Genomic DNA, 19010 nt, shown 5'->3' on the forward strand with positions numbered 1-19010 from the left:
GGCCCGCGCGCTGTCGGCCCCCTGCCCTACGCTGCGGGCATGGTGACGTTCGAGGAGTTCCGCGCGATCGCGCTCGCCCTGCCGGAGGCCGCACAGGAGCCGACCTGGGACATCGAGACCCTGCGGATCCGCGGCCGGATCTTCGCGATGGGCGCGCCCGGGGGCCGGTCCGTCACCGTCAAGGCCTCCCCCGAGGACCAGGCCGAGCTGCTCGCCGCCGAGCCCGAGGTGTTCTCCAGCGCGCCGTACGTCGGGCGGCACGGCTGGGTGAGCGTCCGGCTGGACCTGGTCGATCCGGCGGAGCTGCGCGACCTCGTCGTCGAGGCCTGGCGGCGCACGGCGCCCAAGCGGATGGTGCGCGAATTCGATGTGCGGGCCACTCCGGGACGCTGAAACGACACCGTCGGTTCATGTGAGCCATCCCACAGTTTGGGCGGGCGCGTCGCCTCTCCGGGCGCCCTACGCTTGCGCAGGGAAGCAGGCAGTCTTGTTGCACCCTCCGGGCACCGCCCGAGAAACGGTGACGGGCCCTAAGGGAGTTGGTGCGGTGCGCAACCGTCGGCGCTGGAAGCGGGTACTGATCGGGGCGTTCGCGGGCTGTGCCGTGCTCGCCGACGCCGGCGCCGCGGCGGCCCAGGCGGCCGCCTCCACCGAACAGCTGGCGATCTCCACACCCCCGGCCGGCAGCGCCGCCTGGGTCCAGGACCACAGCTTCGACCGCACCCTGCCCGACCCGGCCACCACCACCCCGGCCGCCGCCGCCGCGTTCTTCGCCTCGCTCGCCCCCACCGAGCTGGACCGGCTGATCCGGGACTACCCGCTGGTCGTCGGCAACTTCGACGGCGCCCCGCTGGACCTGCGCTACCGCGCCAACAAGATCGCGCTGGCCGCCGAACGCGACAGCGCCCGGGCCCGCGCCGCCGACCACAAGCTCGACGCCGACACCCGCGAGCTGGCCGTCTCCCGCGCCAACGACGTCGAGCACCTGCTCGGCCCCGACCGGCAGATCCTCGCCTTCGACCCGCGCGGCCGCGGCCTGATCACCGAGGTGTGGGGCGACCTCGCCGACGCCGAGCGGATCTCCGTCGTCGTCCCCGGCTCGGACGCCGACCTCGGCCACTTCGACCAGGCCGCCGAACCGCTGCGCTCCCCGGCCGGCATGGCCCGCGCCCTGTACACCGAGGAGCAGCGGCAGGCGCCGAACACCCGCACCGCGGTGATCGCCTGGACCGGCTACGTCACCCCGTCCGGCCTCGGCCCGGACGCCGTCACCTCCCGGCTCGCCGACGTCGGCGCGCCCCGGCTGCAGCGGCTGCTCGCCGGGCTCAAGGAGACCACCCGGCCGGACGCACCCCCGGCGCTGCTCTGTCACTCGTACGGCTCCGTGGTCTGCGGCAACGCCGCCCCCGAGATCCCGCGCGCGGCCGCCTCCCCCTCCGACACCTCCGGGATCACCGACCTGATGGTGTTCGGCAGCCCCGGCATGGGTGTGCAGAGCACCAGCGAGCTGGGCACCGGCGTGCACGTCTGGGCCACCCGCAACCCCACCGACTGGATCGGCAACGTCCCGTACCTGGAGGTCGGCGGCCTCGGCCACGGCGCCGACCCGACCGCCGGCGGCTTCGGCGCCGAGCAGATCTCCTCGGCCCGCGCGGCCGGCCACAACGGCTACTTCACCGAGGGCACCGACAGCCTGCACAACTTCGCGGCGATCTCGCTCGGCCACTACCAGGACGTCGTCCGCCCCGCCCCGAACTCCTAGGGCGTGTCTGACAATTCGCGTCGGATCAGCGCGCGGCGTTGGGCGCCCGGCTGGGCGTGCCGGCGAAGCGTCCTCGTACTGGGTCGTACTTGGACGTTTCGCCGGTGCGTTCAGCCGGGATGCCCGGCGTCGCGCGCCCGGCGGGAATTGTCAGACACGCCCTAACTTGATCTTTAACCTGTGCGGCGAGGTCGAGGGTGGATGACCTGTGGGTTCTTCTTCGCCGGTGGCGTCTTGGTGTCCGTTTTGCCGACGATGTGGACGTCATGGCGTGGGGTCGCTGTCGTGTTCTTGCGCCCGGGGGGCCGGCCTGGTCCTGGTCGGCTGGATTTCGGTGCGGCGGCTGGGCAGGCGGTCTTGCGGCGGATGTGCCTGAATCCTCGCCGGACGCGGGAGGGGGTCATGCGTTCGGGTGGTGCGGGCCGTTCCCAGGGGTGCCGGAGGTCGGCGGCGAGGGGCCGGGCGAGGCGGAGCTGGGTGTAGGCGGCCAGGATCAGCCAGGTCCAACGATCGGCGGCCTCGGGTGTGCGGATCTTCGGACGGGTCCAGCCCAGGGTCTGTTTGAACAGCCGGAACATGTGCTCGATGTCGAAGCGACGCAAGAACGCCTGCCACAGCCGGTCGGCGTCGGCCGCGGTGGCGTCGGTGCCGGACCACCACAGCCATACCGGCCTCGGGGTCGCACCGCTCGGCAGGTGGTCGACGTCCAGGCGGATCACGGTGCCTTCGATCACCGGCAGGGTCCCCGTATCCACCACCCAGGCGGATCGGTGGGTGAGCCGCGGGTGCAGGCGGTCCCAGGACCTGGCGGTCGCGGTGCCGTAGAGGCGGGTCTCGGTGACGGTCCGGGTGTCCGGGTTGCCCCAGGTGGTCGGGTCGCCGAAGGCGAACTCGCCGCCGTGCCTCGGCGGTCGGCCCCTGGTGCCGGGCGGCCGGGGCGGGCAGGCCCTGCGCAGGACGCGGTCCGAACGCATCCGCCCCAGTACCTGCACGGGCAGGTCCCTGAGGAGGAAGGCGAGGCGGGGAACGTCGTAGCCCGCGTCCGTGACGACGAGCACGTCCGGGTCTCCGGCGCGCCACTGACCGGCGTCGATGAGACGTTGCACCAGCTCGCGCAGTTGCTGTGCGGTGACGGTCGCGGCGTCCTCGCCCGGCGCCAGGCGGCGCGCGTCCAACGGTGCGCTCCACGAGCTGCGGCCGGTCTCCAGGGCGGTGATGACCGAGTAGGGCCAGCCCGGTACGGGGATGTGCTGGTCCTTGCCCCGGCCGTAGGTGTGGCACAGGATCCGCTCGGGCGAGGTGTGGGCGTCCGGCCGCAGCCAGCAGGTGATGTCGACCGCGAGCACGAGCCGGCCGTCGGCCGCTCGCGGCAGCGGGACCGCCGTGAGCGCCCGCCGCATGTGATCGACATCGATCCGGCCTCGGGCCAGGGCGGCGTAGAGCCCGCCGTGGCCGCGGCGGTGCTCGCCCACCAGGGAGAGCTCCACCAGTGATCTGACCGGCCCGTCGGCGCACAGCACCGCGTCGGTCAGTTCGAACAACGCGTCCCCACGCCGGATCAAGCAGTCGTAGAACTCCCCTCGGAAGCGTGACAGTTCACCGAACGCGCCCTTGCCGACGCCATCGTGCAACATACTCATCCCACGGCCTTCGTCTTGATTGCGTGCATCCTTGGTCGGAGCACAGGATCAGACGAAGGCCGCTCCCGTGTAAGGCAGTTACCGAAACGAGTGATCAAGTTCGACAGGCCGTTCGAGCCACCTGGTTAAAGATCAAGCTAAGCCCTCCCTACTCCTGGTAGAGGCGCAGCGCGTCCGCCGCCGCCCGGGCCAGCTCGCGGCGGGCCGCGGGCGGGGCCATCACCTCGGCGTCCGCGCCGAAGGCGAGCAGCGCGCGGACGGCCGCCGGCGCCGGGAAGACCATCGCCACCTCGACCCACTCCTCGGCCGGCCCGGCGCCCGCCTCCGGCGGCGGCGCGGTGACCCGGCCGCCGTGGATGCGGACGAACATGTCCAGCCGCCCGCGCCGCACCCGCACCCGGACCGGTAGTTCCTTCGGCAGCCGCTCCACCTGCTCGCGCAGCACCGCCCAGGCATCCCCGAGCCCCACTCCGGCGCGGCGGCGCACCGCCTCCTCGGTGGTCTCGGCGGCCAGCACCCGGTCGGCCCGGAACAGCCGGGGCTCGCCGTGCAGATCGGCCACCAGGTACCAGACCGCGGCCTTGCTCACCAGCCCGTACGGGTCCACGGTGTACTCCACCGGCGCGGGCGTGCCGCTGTGCCGGTAGCGCAGCCGCAGCCGCCGGTCGGCGAACACCGCGTACTGCAGCTCGCCCAGTTCGGGGCCGGTCGCGGCGCCGGCGGCCGGGCCGCTCTGCAGCCAGCGGGCCGGGTCGACCAGGATCCGCTCGGTGATCCGCTCGGCGGCCGGGCGGTGCGGGGCCGGCAGCGCGGCCATCACCTTGCGCAGCGCCGAGCCGAGCGCGCCGTCCAGCCCGAGGTCGCTGTGCGCACCCTGGGCGGAGAGCACGAACAGCGCCCGGGCCTCGTCCGCGGTCAGTCCGGTGACGTCGGTGCGGTAGCCGGGCAGCAGGCTGATGCCGCCGTGCCGGCCGCGTTCGGTGAACACCGGCACGCCAGCGGCGGAGAGCGACTCCACGTCGCGGTAGATGGTGCGGACGGACACCTCCAGGCGCCCGGCCAGTTCGGTGGCGGGCACCCGGCCGCGGGTCTGGAGCAGGAGCAGGATGGAGAGCAGGCGGTCGGCCTTCATGGCAGCAGAATCCCAGCAATCCTGACGGCGGTTGTCAGGTTTTACTGGGAGATTGCCGTTCGAGACCGAAATCCCGTACCACCCCAGGGAGCTGATTCCTCGTGAACTCCGTCCAGGACGCCCGCCCGCAGTACCTGCTCGCCCTCGGCCAGTTGGAGAAGCTGTTCGCCGAGATCACCCCGGACGCCCTCGACCGGCCCACCCCGTGCAGCGCGTTCACCCTGCGGGAGCTGCTGAGCCACGTGGTCGGCGGCATCCACCGGTTCGCCTACCTGGGCGAGGGCGGCCGGGCCGAGGACGTCGCCGCTGCCACCGGGGACCTGGCGGACGACGCCTGGCCGGGCGCGCTGGACCGGGCCCGCGCCCGGGCCGCCGCGGCCTGGGCGGACGACGCCGCGCTGGACCGCCCGGCCCACGCGCCCTGGGGCGTGGTGCCCGGCCGGGCCGCGGTCGGCGGCTACCTGATGGAGACGGTCGCGCACACCTGGGACATCGCCCGGGCGCTCGACTCCCGGCAGCCGCTGGACGACGCCCTGGCGCACGCCGCGCTGGCCGTCGCCCAGGCCGTCCTGTCGGCCGAGCACCGCGGCGGGCCGGTCCCGTTCGGCGAGGTGCGGCCGGTCGCCCCGGACGCCGACGTGCACACCCGGCTGGCCGCCTGGCTGGGCCGGGAGGTCTGAGAAGGCACCCGGGACGGGCGGGGGAGCGGCCGACCGCTCCCCCGGCCGCCGTTACTCCCGGCCGACCTGGGTGAGGCGCATGTCCGGGTAGCGGTCCCCGGCGACCTCGCCCGCCACCGGCTCCAGCAGAGCCAGTTCCTCGGCGGTGAGCCGGAGCGTGGCGGCCGCGGTATTCTCGGCGAGCCGGCTGCGCCTGCGGGTGCCGGGGATCGGCACGACGGTGAGCCCGTGCACCTCGGCCCGCTGGTGCACCCAGGCCAGCGCGACCTGCGCGAGGGTCACCCCGCGGGCCGTCGCGATCTCCCGCAGCGGCGCCAGGAGTTCGGTGTTGGCCGCCGCGTTGGCGCCGGTGAAGCGCGGCTGGGTGCGCCGGACGTCGTCCGCCGCGAGCTGCTCGGCGGCCTGGAACGCCCCGGTGAGGAAGCCCCGGCCGAGCGGCGAGTACGGCACGAAGGCGACGCCCAGTTCGGCCGCGGCCGGCACCGCCGTGCGCTCGACGTCCCGGGCGAACACCGACCACTCGGACTGCAGCGCGGCGATCGGGTGGATCGCGTACGCCTCGCGCAGTTCGGCGCCCGTCACCTCGGACAGTCCCAGCCGGCGCACCTTGCCGGCCCGGACCAGCTCGGCCATGGTGCCGACCGAGTCGGCCAGCGGCACGGCCGGGTCGCGGCGGTGCATGTAGTAGAGGTCGATCTCGTCCACGCCGAGGCGGCGCAGCGAGGCATCCACGGCGGCCCGGATGTACGCCGGGTCGTTGCGGATGCTGCGGCGGCCCGGGTCGTCCTCCGTGCGCTCGAGGGCGAACTTGGTGGCGAGCACCACCCGGTCGCGGTTGGCGCGGACGAAGGGGCCGATCAGCTCCTCGTTGCGGCCGAAGCCGTAGGCGTCGGCGGTGTCGAACAGGGTGACGCCGGCTTCCAGGGCGGCGTCCAGGGTGGCGAGCGCCTCGGGCCGGTCGGTCGGGCCGTAGAAGTCGCTCATGCCCATGCAGCCGAGGCCCTGCACGCCCACGAGCGGGCCGTCGGTGCCGAGTTGGACGGTGGGGAGGACGGAGACGGTCATCGTTCTGCTTCTTCCTCTGCGTGCGGCGCACTCCGCTGCGGCGTACTCCGCGTGCGGCGTGCTGGTGGTGGCTACTCGTGGCAGCGGACGGCCGGTTCGTCGGACGCGGCGATCCGGCCGGAGTACAGGTCGATCTTGTAGTCGAGGACGGCGAGGGTGGCCTGGAGGTCGGCGACCCGCTGGCGGACCTCCTCGCGCTGGTCGACCAGCAGTTGGCGCCGCGCCTCGTAGGTCCGCTCACCCTCGCGGGCCAGCTCCACGTAGCGGAGCATGTCGGCGATCGGCATGCCGGTCAGCCGCAGCCGGCCCAGGAAGGCCAGCCGGTGGAGGTCGGCGTCGCAGTAGCGGCGCTGGCCGCTGGCGGAGCGGTCGACCGGGTCGAGCAGGCCGATCCGCTCGTACCAGCGCAGGGTGTGGGCGGTGAGCCCGCTGGCCACGGCGACCTCGCTGATGGTGTGCCGCGGGGTCCGGTCCGGATCGCCGACCGGGCGCTGGTACACGTCGGCGCAGGTCCGCAGGTCGAGCTGGACGGGTGCGAGCGTGGCCATGATCGGTTACCCCCTGTGGTGAGCGGTGACGACGACGCTATCGAGTTGGAGTGCACTCCAAGCAAGCCTCGCACCCGGGTGCTCCCGCCACCCGTTTTCGGGCCTTCGTTAGAGTCGGGCGCATGGAGAGCTTGCGGATGATCGAGAACTGGCCGGTGCCCCACGCCGCGGCGGCGGTGGTCCGGGGGGCGGACGGCGCGGTGCTGGGCACGTACGGGCCGCAGCAGCACCTCTTCCCGCTGGCGTCGGTGACCAAGCTGCTCACCTCGTACGCGGTGCTGGTCGCGGTCGAGGAGGGCGTCTTCGAGCTGGACGACCCCGCCGGGCCGGCCGGCTCGACCGTCCGCCACCTGCTCGCGCACACCTCCGGCCTGGGCTTCGACGAGGACCGGGTGTTCGCCGAGCCCGGCAACCGCCGGCTGTACTCCAACGCGGGCTTCGACGCGCTGGCGCGGACGCTGTCCGACGCCGCCGGGATCGAGTTCTCCCGGTACGCCGCCGAGGCGGTGTTCGAGCCGCTGGGCATGCACGACACCCTGCTGAACACCGCGCACAGGTCCCCGGCCGGCGCCGGCGGCCTGTCCACCGTCGCGGACCTGGTCAGGTTCGCCGCCGAGCTCCAGTCCCCGAAGCTGCTGGACCCGTCCACCGTCCGGCAGGCCACCCGCGAGGTCGCCTTCCCCGGCACCAGCGGCGTGCTGCCCGGCTACGGCCACCGCCGGCCGAACGACTGGGGCCTCGGCTTCGAGATCCGCGACGGCAAGGCCCCGCACTGGACGGGCACCGCCAACTCGCCCGCCACCTTCGGCCACTTCGGCCAGTCCGGCACCTTCCTGTGGGTCGACCCGGAGGCCGGCGTGGCCTGCGTCGCGCTCACCGACCGGGACTTCGGCCCGTGGGCCGCCGAGGTCTGGCCGGCCTGCTCGGACGCGGTCCTGGCCGAACTGGACAGCTGAACGACTCGAAGGCTGAAAGGACGGCCCCTAGCCGTACGAGACCGGCGAGTGCATCTCCCAGAGCAGGAGTTCGGCGCCGGTCTCGCCGGCCGTCGGGTCGGCGAAGGCGTCGCCGGTGATCCGCACGCTGTCGCCCGGGGCCATCGAGCGGCCGCCGCCCTTGGGCCCCGGGATCGTCCGGTAGCCGAGCGAGCCGGCGGTCAGGTGCGCGTACCGCCAGGCGGCCTCGGGCAGTGCGGGCAGCGGCTGCCACGGCCCCGCCGTCGCCAGCCAGAGCGCGGCGTCGCCGCGGCGCAGCCGCAGGGCGTCCGTCCCGGCGTCGCGCTCCAGCCCGGAGGCGAGCAGCGTCAACCCGCCGTCGGCCGGTTCCACCTTGCGCAGCCCGTACACCGGGGGCGCGTCGAACACGTCCGGCTGGAGCCACATCTGGACGAAGCGGACCGGACCGGCGGCCCCGCCGACGTTGCGCTCGGTGTGGGTGACGCCGGAGCCGGCGCCGAGGTGCTGGACCATCCCCGGGCGGACCACCCCGCCGTGCCCCTGGGAGTCCCGGTGCGCCAGCGCGCCCTCCAGCACCCAGGTGAGGATCTCGGTGTCCCGGTGCTTGTGCTCCTCGTACCCGGCGCCGGGGGCGAGGAGTTCCTCGTTGCACGCGAGCAGCGCGCCGAAGTGCGTGTTCTTCGGGTCGTAGTGGCCGGAGAAGGAGAACGCGTGTCGGGTCTCGACGCCCTCGGCCGGGGTGGAGAGGTAGCGCTCGGCGGTGCGGCGCAGGTCGGCGCGGGGGCGGGCGGCGTCGTCTGTCACGGGCCCCACGGTAGTGGGTGTGACCGGCACCACCGTGCCGCTGCACCGGGGGGTGTGCACGAGCAGTCACTCACGTGAGGCAGTCTTGTCCTTGTGCCAGCCGCTTCCGCGAACTCCAAGAGCGAACCCAGTCCCACAGCCGAGCCGACCGGGAAGAGCCCGGCCCCCAGGGCCGGCCGCGACCGCCCCGGCCGGGCGGCGCCCCGCCTGACCGCGCAGGAGCGCAGAATCGCCGCCGAGCGGGCCGAGCGCCGGGCCGCGACGCTCAAGCGGCTGGAGAAGTCCTCGGGCAAGCTGGCCACCGCCGCGATCTCCCGGATGGACGACCAGCTCGGCTGGTACCGGCGGATGCCGCCGGAGCACCGCTCCTGGATCGGCCTGGTCGCCCAGGCCGGCATCGCCGCCTTCACCGAGTGGTACCGCCACCCGGACGCCGCCCAGGCGATCTCCACGGACGTCTTCGGCACCGCCCCCCGCGAGCTGACCAGGGCGATCACCCTGCGCCAGACCGTCGAGCTGATCCGCACCACGATCGAGGTGATGGAGGAGGCCATCGAGGAGGTGGCCGCCCCCGGCGACGAGGCGGACATGCGCGAGTCGGTGCTGGTCTACGCCCGGGAGATCGCCTTCGCGACCGCCCAGGTGTACGCCCAGGCGGCCGAGGCGCGCGGCGCCTGGGACGCCCGGCTGGAGGCGCTGGTGGTCAACTCGCTGCTGTCCGGCGACGCGGACGAGGGCGTGCTGTCGCGGGCCGCGGCGCTCGGCTGGGGCCAGCCCAGCCAGGTCCGGGTGGTGATGGGCAGCGCCCCGGACGGCGACAGCGAGCTGGTCGTCGAGGCGATCCGCCGGGCCGCCCGGTACGCCAAGCTGCACGTGCTGACCGGGGTGCTGGGCAAGCGCCTGGTGGTCGTGGTCGGCGGCGACAAGGAGCCGGTGCACGCGGCCCGGGCGCTGATCGGCCAGTTCGCGCCGGGCCCGGTGGTGGTCGGCCCGACCGTGCCGGACCTGCTCTCGGCGACCCGCTCGGCGCACGCCGCCGCGGCCGGCCTGCGGGCCTGCGCCGCCTGGCCGGACGCGCCCCGCCCGGTGCTGGCCGACGACCTGCTGCCCGAGCGAGCGCTGGCCGGCGACCAGGCCGCCCGCCGCCAGCTGGTGGAGGAGATCTACACACCGCTGGACGAAGCCGGCTCGGCCCTGCTGGAAACGCTGAGCGTCTACCTGGAGCAGGCCTCCTCGCTGGAGGGCGCCGCCCGGATGCTCTTCGTCCACCCCAATACGGTGCGCTACCGGCTACGACGTGTGACCGACGTCACGGGGTACGCCCCGTCCGACGTGCGTTCGGCGTTCACGCTGCGGATCGCACTCGCCCTCGGCCGACTCACCGCGGCCGGGGAGCCGAGCTGAACCGCCTGTAGGGACCTTACAATCCCGGATGGTTTTCTTCGTTACCGTCGCCTACCCGCCCCTGGGCGCCTGGCGAGAGAGGGTTGAACCGTGCTCGTAATCGTCGCCCCTGGACAGGGTGCCCAGTCCCCCGGTTTCCTCAGCCCCTGGCTGGAGCTGGACGGTGTCGCCGACCGCCTCCGCGGCTGGTCGGAGGTCGCCGGGCTCGACCTGGTGCACGCCGGGACCGAGGCCTCCGCAGAGGAGATCAAGGACACCGCCGTCGCCCAGCCGCTGCTGGTCGCGGCCGGTCTGATGACCGCCCGTGAGCTGTTCCCGGACGAGGACGTCGCCCGCAAGCTGGTCGGCGCCGTGGCCGGCCACAGCGTCGGCGAGATCACCGCCGCCGCCGGTGCCGGGGTGCTGAGCGCGCACGACGCGCTGACCTTCGTCCGCGAGCGCGGCCGGGCGATGGCCGAGGCCGCCGCCGTCACCGAGACCGGCATGATCGCCGTGCTCGGCGGCGACCCGGAGGTCGTCGCGGCGAAGCTGGCCGAGCACGGCCTGACCGCGGCCAACAACAACGGCGGCGGCCAGATCGTGGCCGCCGGCACGCTGGCCCAGCTGGAGACGCTGAAGGCGGACCCGCCGGCCGGTGCCAAGCTGGTCGCCCTGAAGGTGGCCGGCGCCTTCCACACCGAGCACATGGCCCCGGGTGTCGAGCGGCTGGCCGCGCTGGCCCCGACGCTGACCGTGGCCGACCCGCTGGTCCGCTACGTCTCCAACAAGGACGGCGAGGTCGTGGCCTCCGGCGCCGAGGTGCTCACCCGCCTGGTGTCGCAGGTCTCCAACCCGGTCCGCTGGGACCTCTGCATGGAGACCCTCGGGCAGCTGGGTGCGACCGCCGTCATCGAGCTGTCCCCCGCGGGCACCCTCACCGGACTGGTCAAGCGCAACCTCAAGGGTGTGGCGACGCTTGCCCTCAAGACCCCCGCCGACCTGGACAAGGCCCGCGCGCTCGTCGCGGAGCACGGCGGTCAGGATCAGGAGACCCAGGCATGACGAAGCCGCAGATCCGCCCGTCCGAGGGCGCGCAGTACGCGCGCATCCTCGGCGTGGGCGGCTACCGCCCGGTCCGGGTGATCCCCAACGCCGAGGTGCTGGAGTGGATCGACTCCTCGGACGAGTGGATCCGCACCCGCAGCGGGATCGCCGAGCGCCGCTGGGCCGGGCCGGAGGAGAGCGTCGCCGAGATGTCGGTGCAGGCCTCCGGCAAGGCCATCGCCCAGGCCGGGATCACCCCGGACCAGATCGGCGGCGTGATCGTCGCGACCGTCTCGCACCTCAAGCAGACCCCGGCGATCGCCACCGAGATCGCCGAGCGGCTCGGCTGCGGCACCGCCCCGGCCTTCGACATCTCGGCCGCCTGCGCGGGCTTCGGCTACGGCCTGGGCCTGGCCGACGGCATGATCCGCGGCGGCAGCGCCGAGTACGTGCTGGTGATCGGCGTCGAGCGGCTGAGCGACCTGACCGACCAGTCGGACCGTTCGACCGCGTTCATCTTCGGCGACGGCGCCGGCGCCGCGATCGTCGGCCCGTCCGACACGCCCGGCATCGGCAAGCTGATCTGGGGCTCGGACGGCTCGCAGTCCGACGTCATCTCGCAGACCCAGGCCTGGGACACCGCCTTCGCCAAGCCCGACGCCGTCAACGGCGTGGGCGAGGAGGCCAAGTGGCCGGCCCTGCGGATGGACGGCCAGCCGGTCTTCCGCTGGGCGGTGTGGGAGATGGCCAAGGTGGCCCAGCAGGCGCTGGACGCCGCCGGGGTCACCGCCGACCAGCTCGGCGCGTTCATCCCGCACCAGGCCAACATGCGCATCACCGACGCCATGATCAAGGCACTCAAGCTGCCCGACTCGGTGCCGGTCGCCCGCGACATCGCCGAGACCGGCAACACCTCCGCCGCCTCCATCCCGCTGGCGATGGAGCGCATGCTGGAGAGCGGCGAGGCCCGCAGCGGCGACCTCGCACTGATCATCGGGTTCGGGGCGGGTCTCGTGTACGCCGCGGCAGTCGTTACGCTCCCCTAGGCGCGTTTCGCCCCACTCATTCCGCAAAGCCTGTGTCCGGCCGCCGGTCGGACGCGTTCAACACCGAAGAGGAGCAGCCAGTATGGCTACCAAGGACGAGGTTCTGGAAGGTCTCGCCGAGATCGTCAACGAGATCGCCGGTATCCCGACCGAGGACGTCGAGCTCGAGAAGTCCTTCACGGACGACCTGGACGTCGACTCGCTGTCCATGGTCGAGGTCGTCGTGGCCGCCGAGGAGCGCTTCGACGTCAAGATCCCGGACGACGAGGTCAAGAACCTGAAGACCGTCGGCGACGCGGTGAACTACATCCTCACCAACGCCGCCGCCTGAGCGATCGACCCGTTCGATCCCTCCAGCACGTCCGGCGTTCTCGACGCCTCGGACGGCTGACTCGTCGGCCCGGCTCCCCCGAGCCTGGCCGACCCGCCGGCCGGGACGCCCCACCGGGCGCCCGGCCGGGCCCTTCCTCGGCTCGCCGCCGACCCCACGATCGTGAGAGAAGAAGAACCAGTGACCGCTGAAAACCGTACCGTGGTCGTCACGGGTATCGGCGCCTTCACGCCGCTGGGCGGCGACGCCGCCACCACCTGGGAGAACCTGGTCGCAGGGCGCTCCGGAGTGGCGGCCCTGACCGAGGAGTGGGCCGCCGAGCTGCCCGTCAAGATCGCCGCCCGCACGGCCGTCGAGCCGGGCGAGATCCTCCCCCGGCCGCTGGCCCGCAAGCTGGACCGCTCGGCCCAGTTCGCGCTGATCGCCGCCCGTGAGGCCTGGGCCGACGCCGGCTACGAGACGCCGGCCACCGACGACTCCTCCAAGCTCGCCCCCGAGCGCCTCGGCACCGTCATCGCCTCCGGCATCGGCGGCGTGACCACCCTGCTCGACCAGTACGACGTGCTGAAGGAGAAGGGCGCCCGCAAGGTCTCCCCGCACACCGTCCCGATGCTGATGCCCAACTCCCCGGCGGCCAACGTCGGTCTGGAGGTCGGCGCCCGCGCGGGTGTGCACACCCCCGTCTCCGCCTGCGCCTCCGGCGCCGAGGCGATCGGCTACGCGATCGAGATGATCCGCACCGGCCGCGCCGACGTCGTGGTGGCCGGCGGCACCGAGGCGGCGATCCACCCGCTGCCGATCGCCGCGTTCGCCAACATGATGGCGATGTCCAAGAACAACGACGACCCCGAGGGCGCCTCCCGCCCGTACGACAAGGGCCGGGACGGCTTCGTGCTGGGCGAGGGCGCCGGCGTGGTCGTGCTGGAGTCGGTCGAGCACGCCGAGGCGCGCGGCGCCCGGATCTACTGCGAGGCCGTGGGCCAGGGCCTGTCCTCGGACGCCCACCACATCGCCCAGCCCGAACCGACCGGCGCCGGCGTGGCCCGCGCGCTGGCCGACCTGTTCGACCGCAACAGCCTGGACAAGGCCGAGATCGTGCACGTCAACGCGCACGCCACCTCGACCCCGCAGGGTGACACCGCCGAGCTGAAGGCGCTGCGCAAGGAGCTCGGCGACGACCTCGACCACATCGCCATCTCGGCCACCAAGTCGATGACCGGCCACCTGCTGGGCGGCGCCGGCGGCATCGAGACCGTCGCCACCGTGCTGGCCCTGTACCACCGGATCGCCCCGCCGACCATCAACGTCGACGAGCTGGACGACGACGTGGACGCGGACATCGTGCGCGGCGAGGCCCGCCCGCTGCCCGAGGGCCGGATCGCGGCGCTGAACAACTCGTTCGGCTTCGGCGGCCACAACGTGGTGCTGGCCTTCCGCTCCCGGTAGTCCGCACACCGACCCGGTACGCACCGGGTCCGAACGCACCGAGAGGGGCCGGCGCTCGCAGTGAGCGCCGGCCCCTCTTCATACGCCGCGTCGTGCGCCCGCCGGCTCAGACCACCTGGTGCAGCCAGCGCACCGGTGCGCCCTCGCCCGCGTAGCGGAACGGCTCCAGCTCGTCGTCCCAGGGCTTGCCCAGCAGCCGGGAGATCTCGGCCTCCAGGTCGGCCCCCTCGCTGCGGGCCCGCAGCAGGACGGCGCGCAGCCGGTCCTCGGGGATCAGGATGTCGCCGTGGATGCCCGTGACGGCGTGGAAGATGCCGAGCGAGGGCGTGCTGCTGTACCGCTCACCCTCCGCCGTGGCGCAGGGCTCACTGGTGACCTCGTACCGCATCAGCTGCCAGCCGCGCAGTGCGGAGGCCACCTTCGAGGCCGTACCGGGCTCCCCTTGCCAGGAAAGCTCGGCACGCCAGTGTCCGGGCGAGGCCGGCTGGCGGATCCAGTCCAGGCTCACCCGCACACCCAGCACCCCCGCGACGGCCCACTCGACGTGCGGGCACAGCGCGCGGGGCGCGGAGTGGATGTAGAGAACTCCACGTGTCGTCACCGGGACCTCCAGGCTGTGGACGAGGGTCGCCTTCCCCAGCTGCCTCGTGCCTGCAGTTGATCCACAGTTACCCACGTTAGCCGACATTAAGCTACTAAATTGAGCAAAACGGACAGGCTTTCGCTCAATGCTAGTCGAATCCTCAACGAGGTCTACCCCTCGGCCGGATCTCTCCCCCGAACGGCCCCATTGCCGGGCGGGACCCACCGTACCGCGCCGCCCCGCACCGTGGATGACGCACTTTCGGATCCGGCCGGAATGCGGTAGTGCGGCCGATCACCCCGCGCCCGTACGCAAACCGCCCCGCACGCCCTAGTGGGGGGCGGCGGGGCGGTCGGCGAACTGACGGAGGGTCAGCCACCCAGGCGGACCACCATCTTGCCGGTGTTGACGCCGCGCAGCAGGTCGAGGAAGGCGTCCGCGGTGTGCTCGAAACCGTCCACCACGGTCTCATCGTGGCGCAGTTCGCCGGACGCCAGCCAGCCGGCCACGTCGGCGACGAACTGGGACTGCAGCGCCGCGTGGTCGCTGACCAGCATGCCCTCCAGGCGCAACCGCTTGCCGATCGCGAGCGCGAGGTTGCGCGGGGCGGCCGGGGCGGTGGTGTCGTTGTACTGGGCGATCGCGCCGCAGAGCACGACGCGGCCGTGCACGGTGAGCGCGCCGATCGCGGCCTCCAGGTGCTCCCCGCCGACGTTGTCGAAGTAGAGGTCGATGCCGTCGGGGGCGACCTGCGCCAGCTGCTCGTGGACCGGGGCGTCCTTGTAGTTGAAGGCCGCGTCGTAGCCGTAGACGTCCACCAGCTTGGCGACCTTCTCCGCCGAGCCGGCCGAACCGACCACCAGCGAGGCGCCCTTGAGCTTGGCGATCTGGCCGACCATGCTGCCGACCGCGCCGGCCGCGCCGGAGACGAAGACCTTGTCGCCCTTCTTGAGGGCGCCGACGGCGAGCAGCCCGGCGTAGGCGGTCAGGCCGGGCATGCCGAGCACGCCGAGGTAGGCGGAGAGCGGGGCGGCGGCCGGGTCGACCTTGACCGCCTGGCGGGCGTCCAGGGTGGCGTACTCGCGCCAGCCGAGGCCGTGCAGGACGACGTCGCCCGGGGCGAAGCCCTCGGCCCCGGAGGCGACCACGTAGCCGACCGCGCCGCCCTCCATGGCCTCGCCGAGCCGGAACGGCGGGGCGTAGGACTTCACGTCGTTCATCCGGCCCCGCATGTACGGGTCCACCGAGAGGAAGGCGTTGCGGACCAGGATCTCGCCCGGGCCCGGGGTCCGGACCGGGGCCTCGACCAGGGCGAAGTCGGTCGGCACCGGCCAGCCCTGGGGGCGGGCGGCGAGGTGCCATTCACGGGCGGTCGCGGGTGCGGCCTGCTCTGCCATGGGAGGCGCTCCTTAGGTGGTTCCGATGCATGAAAGGTTGAGCTACTGAAGTAACGATGGGCATGAAAGGTTCATGTTGTCAACTTTTCAGGTAGACTCTCGGACATGGACACCCAGTCGACCCAGGCCGCCACGCCGCAGTCCGACGAGATCACCCGCGAGGTCGTCGATCTGATGGCCAACCTGGTCGCGCTGTTCCATCGCGAGTACGAGGAGGCGGCCGCCGCCCGCTCGCTCACCGGCGCCCAGGCCAAGGTGCTCGCCCTGCTGCGCCGCGGCCCCATGCCGATGCGCCAGATCGCCCAGACACTCAGCTGCGAGCCGTCCAACATCACCGGCATCGTCGACCGGCTCGAAGCCCGCGGCTTCGTCACCCGGGAGGCCGACCGGCAGGACCGCCGGGTCAAGCTGGTCGCCGCCACCGGCACCGGCGCCACCGCCTCCGAGGAACTGCGCGAATCGCTGAACTTCGCCCGCGAGCCGCTGGCCGCCCTCGGCCACGACGAGCGGGCCGTCCTGCGCGACCTGCTCCGCCGGATGCTCACCGGCGCCTCCGGCCCCGGAGCGTGACCAGCATCACAGCCCCGGAGCGAAATCCGGGCCACCGCCGGAGGTAACCGAACCGCCCGTCGAAACGTCTAATGTTCGAACATCGAACACGAGAGACGGAAAGACGGGGGGACACGGAGGATGGGCAGCAGCACGCGCAGGCGCCGCTACCTGCGGACAGCCATCGGCCTGGCCGCCGTGCTGGTGCTGTCCGTCGTGGGCGCCGGGGCCTGGTTCTACCACCGGCTGGACAACAACATCACCACCTTCGACCCGGGCGGCGTCGCCACCGAGCGCCCGCCCGCGCCCGCCCCGGTCACGCCCGGCGCCCAACTGCCGGTGAACATCCTGGTGCTGGGCTCGGACACCCGCGACGACGGCAACAGCGCGATCGGCGGCGGCGACGAGGGCGTCGGCCACTCCGACACCGCGATGCTGGTGCACGTCTACGCCGACCACAAGCACGCCGTCGGCGTCTCCATACCCCGGGACACCCTGGTCACCATCCCGTCCTGCAAGCTGCCGAGCGGGACCTGGACCACGCCCCGGAACAACCAGATGTTCAACTCGGCCTTCACCATCGGCGAGTTCCCCAAGGGCAACCCCGCCTGCACCCAGAACACCGTCGAGACGCTCACCGGGCTGCGGATCGACCACACCATCGTGGTCGACTTCAAGGGCGCCGCCGCGATGGCCGACGCCATCAACGGCGTGGACGTCTGCGTCCCCAACAACGTCGACTCCCACGGCATACACCTCCAGAAGGGCATGCAGAAGCTCTCCGGCCAGCCCGCCGTGGACTACCTGCGGGCCCGCTACGGCTTCGGCGACAACTCCGACATCGGGCGGATGAAGCGCCAGCAGGCCTTCGTCTCCTCGATGATCAAGAAGGTGCAGGACCAGGGCTTCTCCCTGCCCACGCTGCTCCCGCTCGCCGACGCGGCCACCCGCTCGCTCACCGTGGACGAGGGGCTCGGCACCGCGATGAAGCTGGTGGACTTCGCCCGCTCGCTCCAGGACATCAAGCTGTCCGACATCACCTTCGTGACCGCGCCCTGGCGCTTCGCCGGCGAGCGCGTCCAGCTCGTCCAGCCGGACGCCAACACGCTGTGGCGGCTGCTGCGCGAGGACCGCACCCTGGACGGCCAGAAGACCTCCGGCACCGACACCCCGGCGCCCTCCCCCACCGCCCCCGGCCCCGACGGCGCGACCCCGGGAGCCACGGCCGGCCCCTCCGCGCCGCTCACGCCCGAGCAGGCCGCGGCCCCCGTGCTGGTGGTCAACGGCGTCGGCACCCCCGGCCTGTCCACCTCCGGCGGGGAGGCGCTGCGGGCCCGGGGCTTCCAGAACGTCACGCTCGGCAAGCCCGCCGGCGGACGGCTGCAGACCGAGATCAGCTACGACCCGGCCCTGAAGGGCGCCGCCGACCAGGTGGCCGCGCTCTTCCCGGGGGCGCGCGCGGTCGAGGAGCCGGGCTCCGAGGGCATCACCGTCACCCTGGGCCGCGACTACCGGCCCAACCCCGCCACCAAGCTGGACGCGGTCGGCAGCGGCCCCGGCGCGAAGCCCTCCGCCCCCGCCACCGCCGACCCGAGCGGCGTGCCCAGCGGCGTGCCCACCGGCATAGCGGAGAACACCCGCGGCGCCGACACCGACCCGTGCGCCGACCTGACCTTCGGATGAGCCGTTCCGGGGCCTGCCCGCTCCGGCTCCGGATCCACTAGGGTCCGGGTCTACTCCGGGTCGGGCAGGCCGGTGACGACGGCGGTGAGCCGGGTGCCGCGGGGGAAGGCTCCGGCCGCGGCCAGGCCGGTCAGCGCGACCAGCAGCTTGGCCACGTAGCGGCGTTCCAGCGGGATGCCGTGCCGGGCTTCGAACCGCTCGGCGAAGGCCGCCAGTTCGGCCGGGACCTTGCCGTAGCCGCCGCCGTGGTGCGCGTGGTCGATCCGCCAGTTGTCGAACTCCCGGCCGTGGGCAGCCCGGTGGAGCCGGGTGACCTCGCCCTCCAGGTAGCCCTCGCCGCCGCGCAGCACGGCCACGCCGAGCGCCCGCGCGCCCGGCGGCAGGCCGGCCGCGATGCCCGCCAGGGTGCCGCCGGTGCCGACCGGGCAGCAGACCACGTCGTGCCCGCCCAGGTCGGGCAGTTCGGCCGGGATCGCCTCCGCGCCCGTCACGGCCAGCGCGTTGGAGCCGCCCTCCGGGAGCACCAGGCAGGGGCCCCAGCGCCCCTGCGGACCGGCCGTGGGGCCGGCGTCGGCGCGGCCGGTGGCCTCCCGGTACTCGGCGCGGGTCAGGAACTCCAGCCGCATCCCGTCCCGTTCGGCCGCCCGCAGCGACCAGTTGCGCGGCCGGTCGGCCAGTTCCTCGCCGCGGACCAGCCCGACGCTCTCCAGGCCGAGCGCCCCGGCGGCCGCCGCGACCGCCCGCAGGTGGGTGGAGTACGCCCCGCCGAAGGTCAGCAGCCGGGTGTGGCCCTGGGCGACGGCGGCCGCCAGGTTGGGCGCGAGCTTGCGCCACTTGTTGCCCGGGACGCTCGGGTGCAGCAGGTCGTCCCGTTTGAGCCGCAGTTCCACCCCGGCCCGCGCGAACACCTCGTCGGTGCAGTCCACCAGCGGGGTCGGCAGCAGGGCGGGTTCGAGCACCC

19 protein-coding genes are annotated in these 19010 nt (G+C 73.3%); 11 read left to right on the forward strand and 8 right to left on the reverse strand.

Annotated elements, in window-relative coordinates; translation table 11 throughout:
- Positions 1-39: 39 nt before the first annotated feature.
- Positions 40-393 (forward strand): MmcQ/YjbR family DNA-binding protein, encoded by a 354-nt coding sequence (locus OG556_RS10180; protein WP_371516832.1) that lies wholly within the window; start codon positions 40-42, stop codon positions 391-393.
- 154 nt (positions 394-547) lie between these two features.
- Positions 548-1762 (forward strand): alpha/beta hydrolase, encoded by a 1215-nt coding sequence (locus tag OG556_RS10185; RefSeq protein WP_371516833.1) that lies wholly within the window; start codon positions 548-550, stop codon positions 1760-1762.
- A 173-nt stretch (positions 1763-1935) separates the two neighbouring features.
- Here the strand turns inward: OG556_RS10185 and OG556_RS10190 are convergent, their stop codons facing one another.
- Positions 1936-3402 carry an NF041680 family putative transposase gene (locus OG556_RS10190; RefSeq protein WP_371516834.1) on the reverse strand — a complete coding sequence of 489 codons (1467 nt, stop codon included), beginning with the start codon at positions 3400-3402 and terminating at the stop codon, positions 1936-1938.
- Positions 3403-3550: 148 nt separating this feature from the next.
- The gene (locus tag OG556_RS10195; RefSeq protein ID WP_371516835.1) at positions 3551-4534 is read right to left on the reverse strand and encodes a helix-turn-helix transcriptional regulator; all 984 of its coding nucleotides are present in this window, start codon (positions 4532-4534) and stop codon (positions 3551-3553) included.
- A 101-nt stretch (positions 4535-4635) separates the two neighbouring features.
- Between OG556_RS10195 and OG556_RS10200 the strand changes: the two genes are divergently transcribed.
- Positions 4636-5214 carry a TIGR03086 family metal-binding protein gene (locus OG556_RS10200; RefSeq protein WP_371516836.1) on the forward strand — a complete coding sequence of 193 codons (579 nt, stop codon included), beginning with the start codon at positions 4636-4638 and terminating at the stop codon, positions 5212-5214.
- Between the two features lie 51 nt (positions 5215-5265).
- On the opposite strand, the gene OG556_RS10205 is transcribed toward OG556_RS10200, so the two are convergent.
- On the reverse strand, positions 5266-6279 hold the full coding sequence (locus OG556_RS10205; protein WP_371516837.1) for an aldo/keto reductase: 1014 nt from the start codon (positions 6277-6279) through the stop codon (positions 5266-5268).
- Between the two features lie 71 nt (positions 6280-6350).
- Entirely contained in the window at positions 6351-6827 is a 477-nt protein-coding gene (locus OG556_RS10210; protein WP_371516838.1) for a MerR family transcriptional regulator, read from the reverse strand.
- Positions 6828-6949: 122 nt separating this feature from the next.
- Between OG556_RS10210 and OG556_RS10215 the strand changes: the two genes are divergently transcribed.
- On the forward strand, positions 6950-7783 hold the full coding sequence (locus OG556_RS10215) for a serine hydrolase domain-containing protein (protein WP_371516839.1): 834 nt from the start codon (positions 6950-6952) through the stop codon (positions 7781-7783).
- Between the two features lie 27 nt (positions 7784-7810).
- Here the strand turns inward: OG556_RS10215 and OG556_RS10220 are convergent, their stop codons facing one another.
- A complete protein-coding gene (locus OG556_RS10220; protein ID WP_371516840.1) occupies positions 7811-8587 on the reverse strand; it encodes a pirin family protein in 777 nt (258 codons plus the stop codon).
- Between the two features lie 207 nt (positions 8588-8794).
- Between OG556_RS10220 and OG556_RS10225 the strand changes: the two genes are divergently transcribed.
- The 5 genes from OG556_RS10225 to fabF all read left to right on the forward strand — a co-directional run bounded on the left by OG556_RS10225 (position 8795) and on the right by fabF (position 13837).
- Positions 8795-9991 (forward strand): PucR family transcriptional regulator, encoded by a 1197-nt coding sequence (locus OG556_RS10225; RefSeq protein WP_371522645.1) that lies wholly within the window; start codon positions 8795-8797, stop codon positions 9989-9991.
- A gap of 90 nt (positions 9992-10081) precedes the next feature.
- Positions 10082-11032, forward strand: a complete 951-nt coding sequence (locus OG556_RS10230) for an ACP S-malonyltransferase (RefSeq protein ID WP_371516841.1) — start codon at positions 10082-10084, stop codon at positions 11030-11032.
- Complete coding sequence (locus OG556_RS10235) at positions 11029-12060, forward strand: beta-ketoacyl-ACP synthase III (RefSeq protein WP_350878134.1); 1032 nt, start codon at positions 11029-11031, stop codon at positions 12058-12060. Before OG556_RS10230 ends, OG556_RS10235 begins: the two co-directional genes overlap by 4 nt.
- 82 nt (positions 12061-12142) lie before the next feature.
- Positions 12143-12391, forward strand: coding sequence for an acyl carrier protein (locus OG556_RS10240; protein WP_063347460.1), 249 nt, complete (start codon positions 12143-12145; stop codon positions 12389-12391).
- 180 nt (positions 12392-12571) lie between these two features.
- On the forward strand, positions 12572-13837 hold the full coding sequence (gene fabF / locus OG556_RS10245) for a beta-ketoacyl-ACP synthase II (protein ID WP_371516842.1): 1266 nt from the start codon (positions 12572-12574) through the stop codon (positions 13835-13837).
- Between the two features lie 106 nt (positions 13838-13943).
- On the opposite strand, the gene OG556_RS10250 is transcribed toward fabF, so the two are convergent.
- Positions 13944-14438, reverse strand: coding sequence for a DUF3145 domain-containing protein (locus OG556_RS10250; protein WP_063347462.1), 495 nt, complete (start codon positions 14436-14438; stop codon positions 13944-13946).
- A gap of 353 nt (positions 14439-14791) precedes the next feature.
- Positions 14792-15817, reverse strand: coding sequence for an NADP-dependent oxidoreductase (locus OG556_RS10255; protein ID WP_371516843.1), 1026 nt, complete (start codon positions 15815-15817; stop codon positions 14792-14794).
- 105 nt (positions 15818-15922) lie between these two features.
- On the opposite strand from OG556_RS10255, the gene OG556_RS10260 reads away from it, so the two are divergent.
- Together OG556_RS10260 and OG556_RS10265 are read left to right on the forward strand one after the other, a co-directional pair.
- Positions 15923-16387 carry a MarR family winged helix-turn-helix transcriptional regulator gene (locus OG556_RS10260; protein ID WP_371516844.1) on the forward strand — a complete coding sequence of 155 codons (465 nt, stop codon included), beginning with the start codon at positions 15923-15925 and terminating at the stop codon, positions 16385-16387.
- 120 nt (positions 16388-16507) lie between these two features.
- Entirely contained in the window at positions 16508-18049 is a 1542-nt protein-coding gene (locus tag OG556_RS10265) for an LCP family protein (RefSeq protein ID WP_371516845.1), read from the forward strand.
- A gap of 50 nt (positions 18050-18099) precedes the next feature.
- Here the strand turns inward: OG556_RS10265 and OG556_RS10270 are convergent, their stop codons facing one another.
- Complete coding sequence (locus OG556_RS10270; protein ID WP_371516846.1) at positions 18100-19008, reverse strand: 1-aminocyclopropane-1-carboxylate deaminase/D-cysteine desulfhydrase; 909 nt, start codon at positions 19006-19008, stop codon at positions 18100-18102.
- Positions 19009-19010 lie beyond the last annotated feature (2 nt).

It is taken from the genome of Kitasatospora sp. NBC_01300 (assembly GCF_041435235.1).
In the GTDB taxonomy this organism is placed as follows: Bacteria; Actinomycetota; Actinomycetes; order Streptomycetales; family Streptomycetaceae; genus Kitasatospora.

Bases quoted from the DNA above. Each gene is read 5' to 3' on its own strand.
- OG556_RS10180 (WP_371516832.1), top strand. From the start codon at position 40: ATGGTGACGTTCGAGGAGTTCCGCGCGATCGCGCTCGCCCTGCCGGAG.
- OG556_RS10190 (WP_371516834.1), bottom strand. From the start codon at position 3,402: ATGAGTATGTTGCACGATGGCGTCGGCAAGGGCGCGTTCGGTGAACTG.
- OG556_RS10195 (WP_371516835.1), bottom strand. From the start codon at position 4,534: ATGAAGGCCGACCGCCTGCTCTCCATCCTGCTCCTGCTCCAGACCCGC.
- OG556_RS10205 (WP_371516837.1), bottom strand. From the start codon at position 6,279: ATGACCGTCTCCGTCCTCCCCACCGTCCAACTCGGCACCGACGGCCCG.
- OG556_RS10210 (WP_371516838.1), bottom strand. From the start codon at position 6,827: ATGGCCACGCTCGCACCCGTCCAGCTCGACCTGCGGACCTGCGCCGAC.
- OG556_RS10215 (WP_371516839.1), top strand. From the start codon at position 6,950: ATGGAGAGCTTGCGGATGATCGAGAACTGGCCGGTGCCCCACGCCGCG.
- OG556_RS10235 (WP_350878134.1), top strand. From the start codon at position 11,029: ATGACGAAGCCGCAGATCCGCCCGTCCGAGGGCGCGCAGTACGCGCGC.
- OG556_RS10240 (WP_063347460.1), top strand. From the start codon at position 12,143: ATGGCTACCAAGGACGAGGTTCTGGAAGGTCTCGCCGAGATCGTCAAC.
- OG556_RS10255 (WP_371516843.1), bottom strand. From the start codon at position 15,817: ATGGCAGAGCAGGCCGCACCCGCGACCGCCCGTGAATGGCACCTCGCC.
- OG556_RS10260 (WP_371516844.1), top strand. From the start codon at position 15,923: ATGGACACCCAGTCGACCCAGGCCGCCACGCCGCAGTCCGACGAGATC.
- OG556_RS10265 (WP_371516845.1), top strand. From the start codon at position 16,508: ATGGGCAGCAGCACGCGCAGGCGCCGCTACCTGCGGACAGCCATCGGC.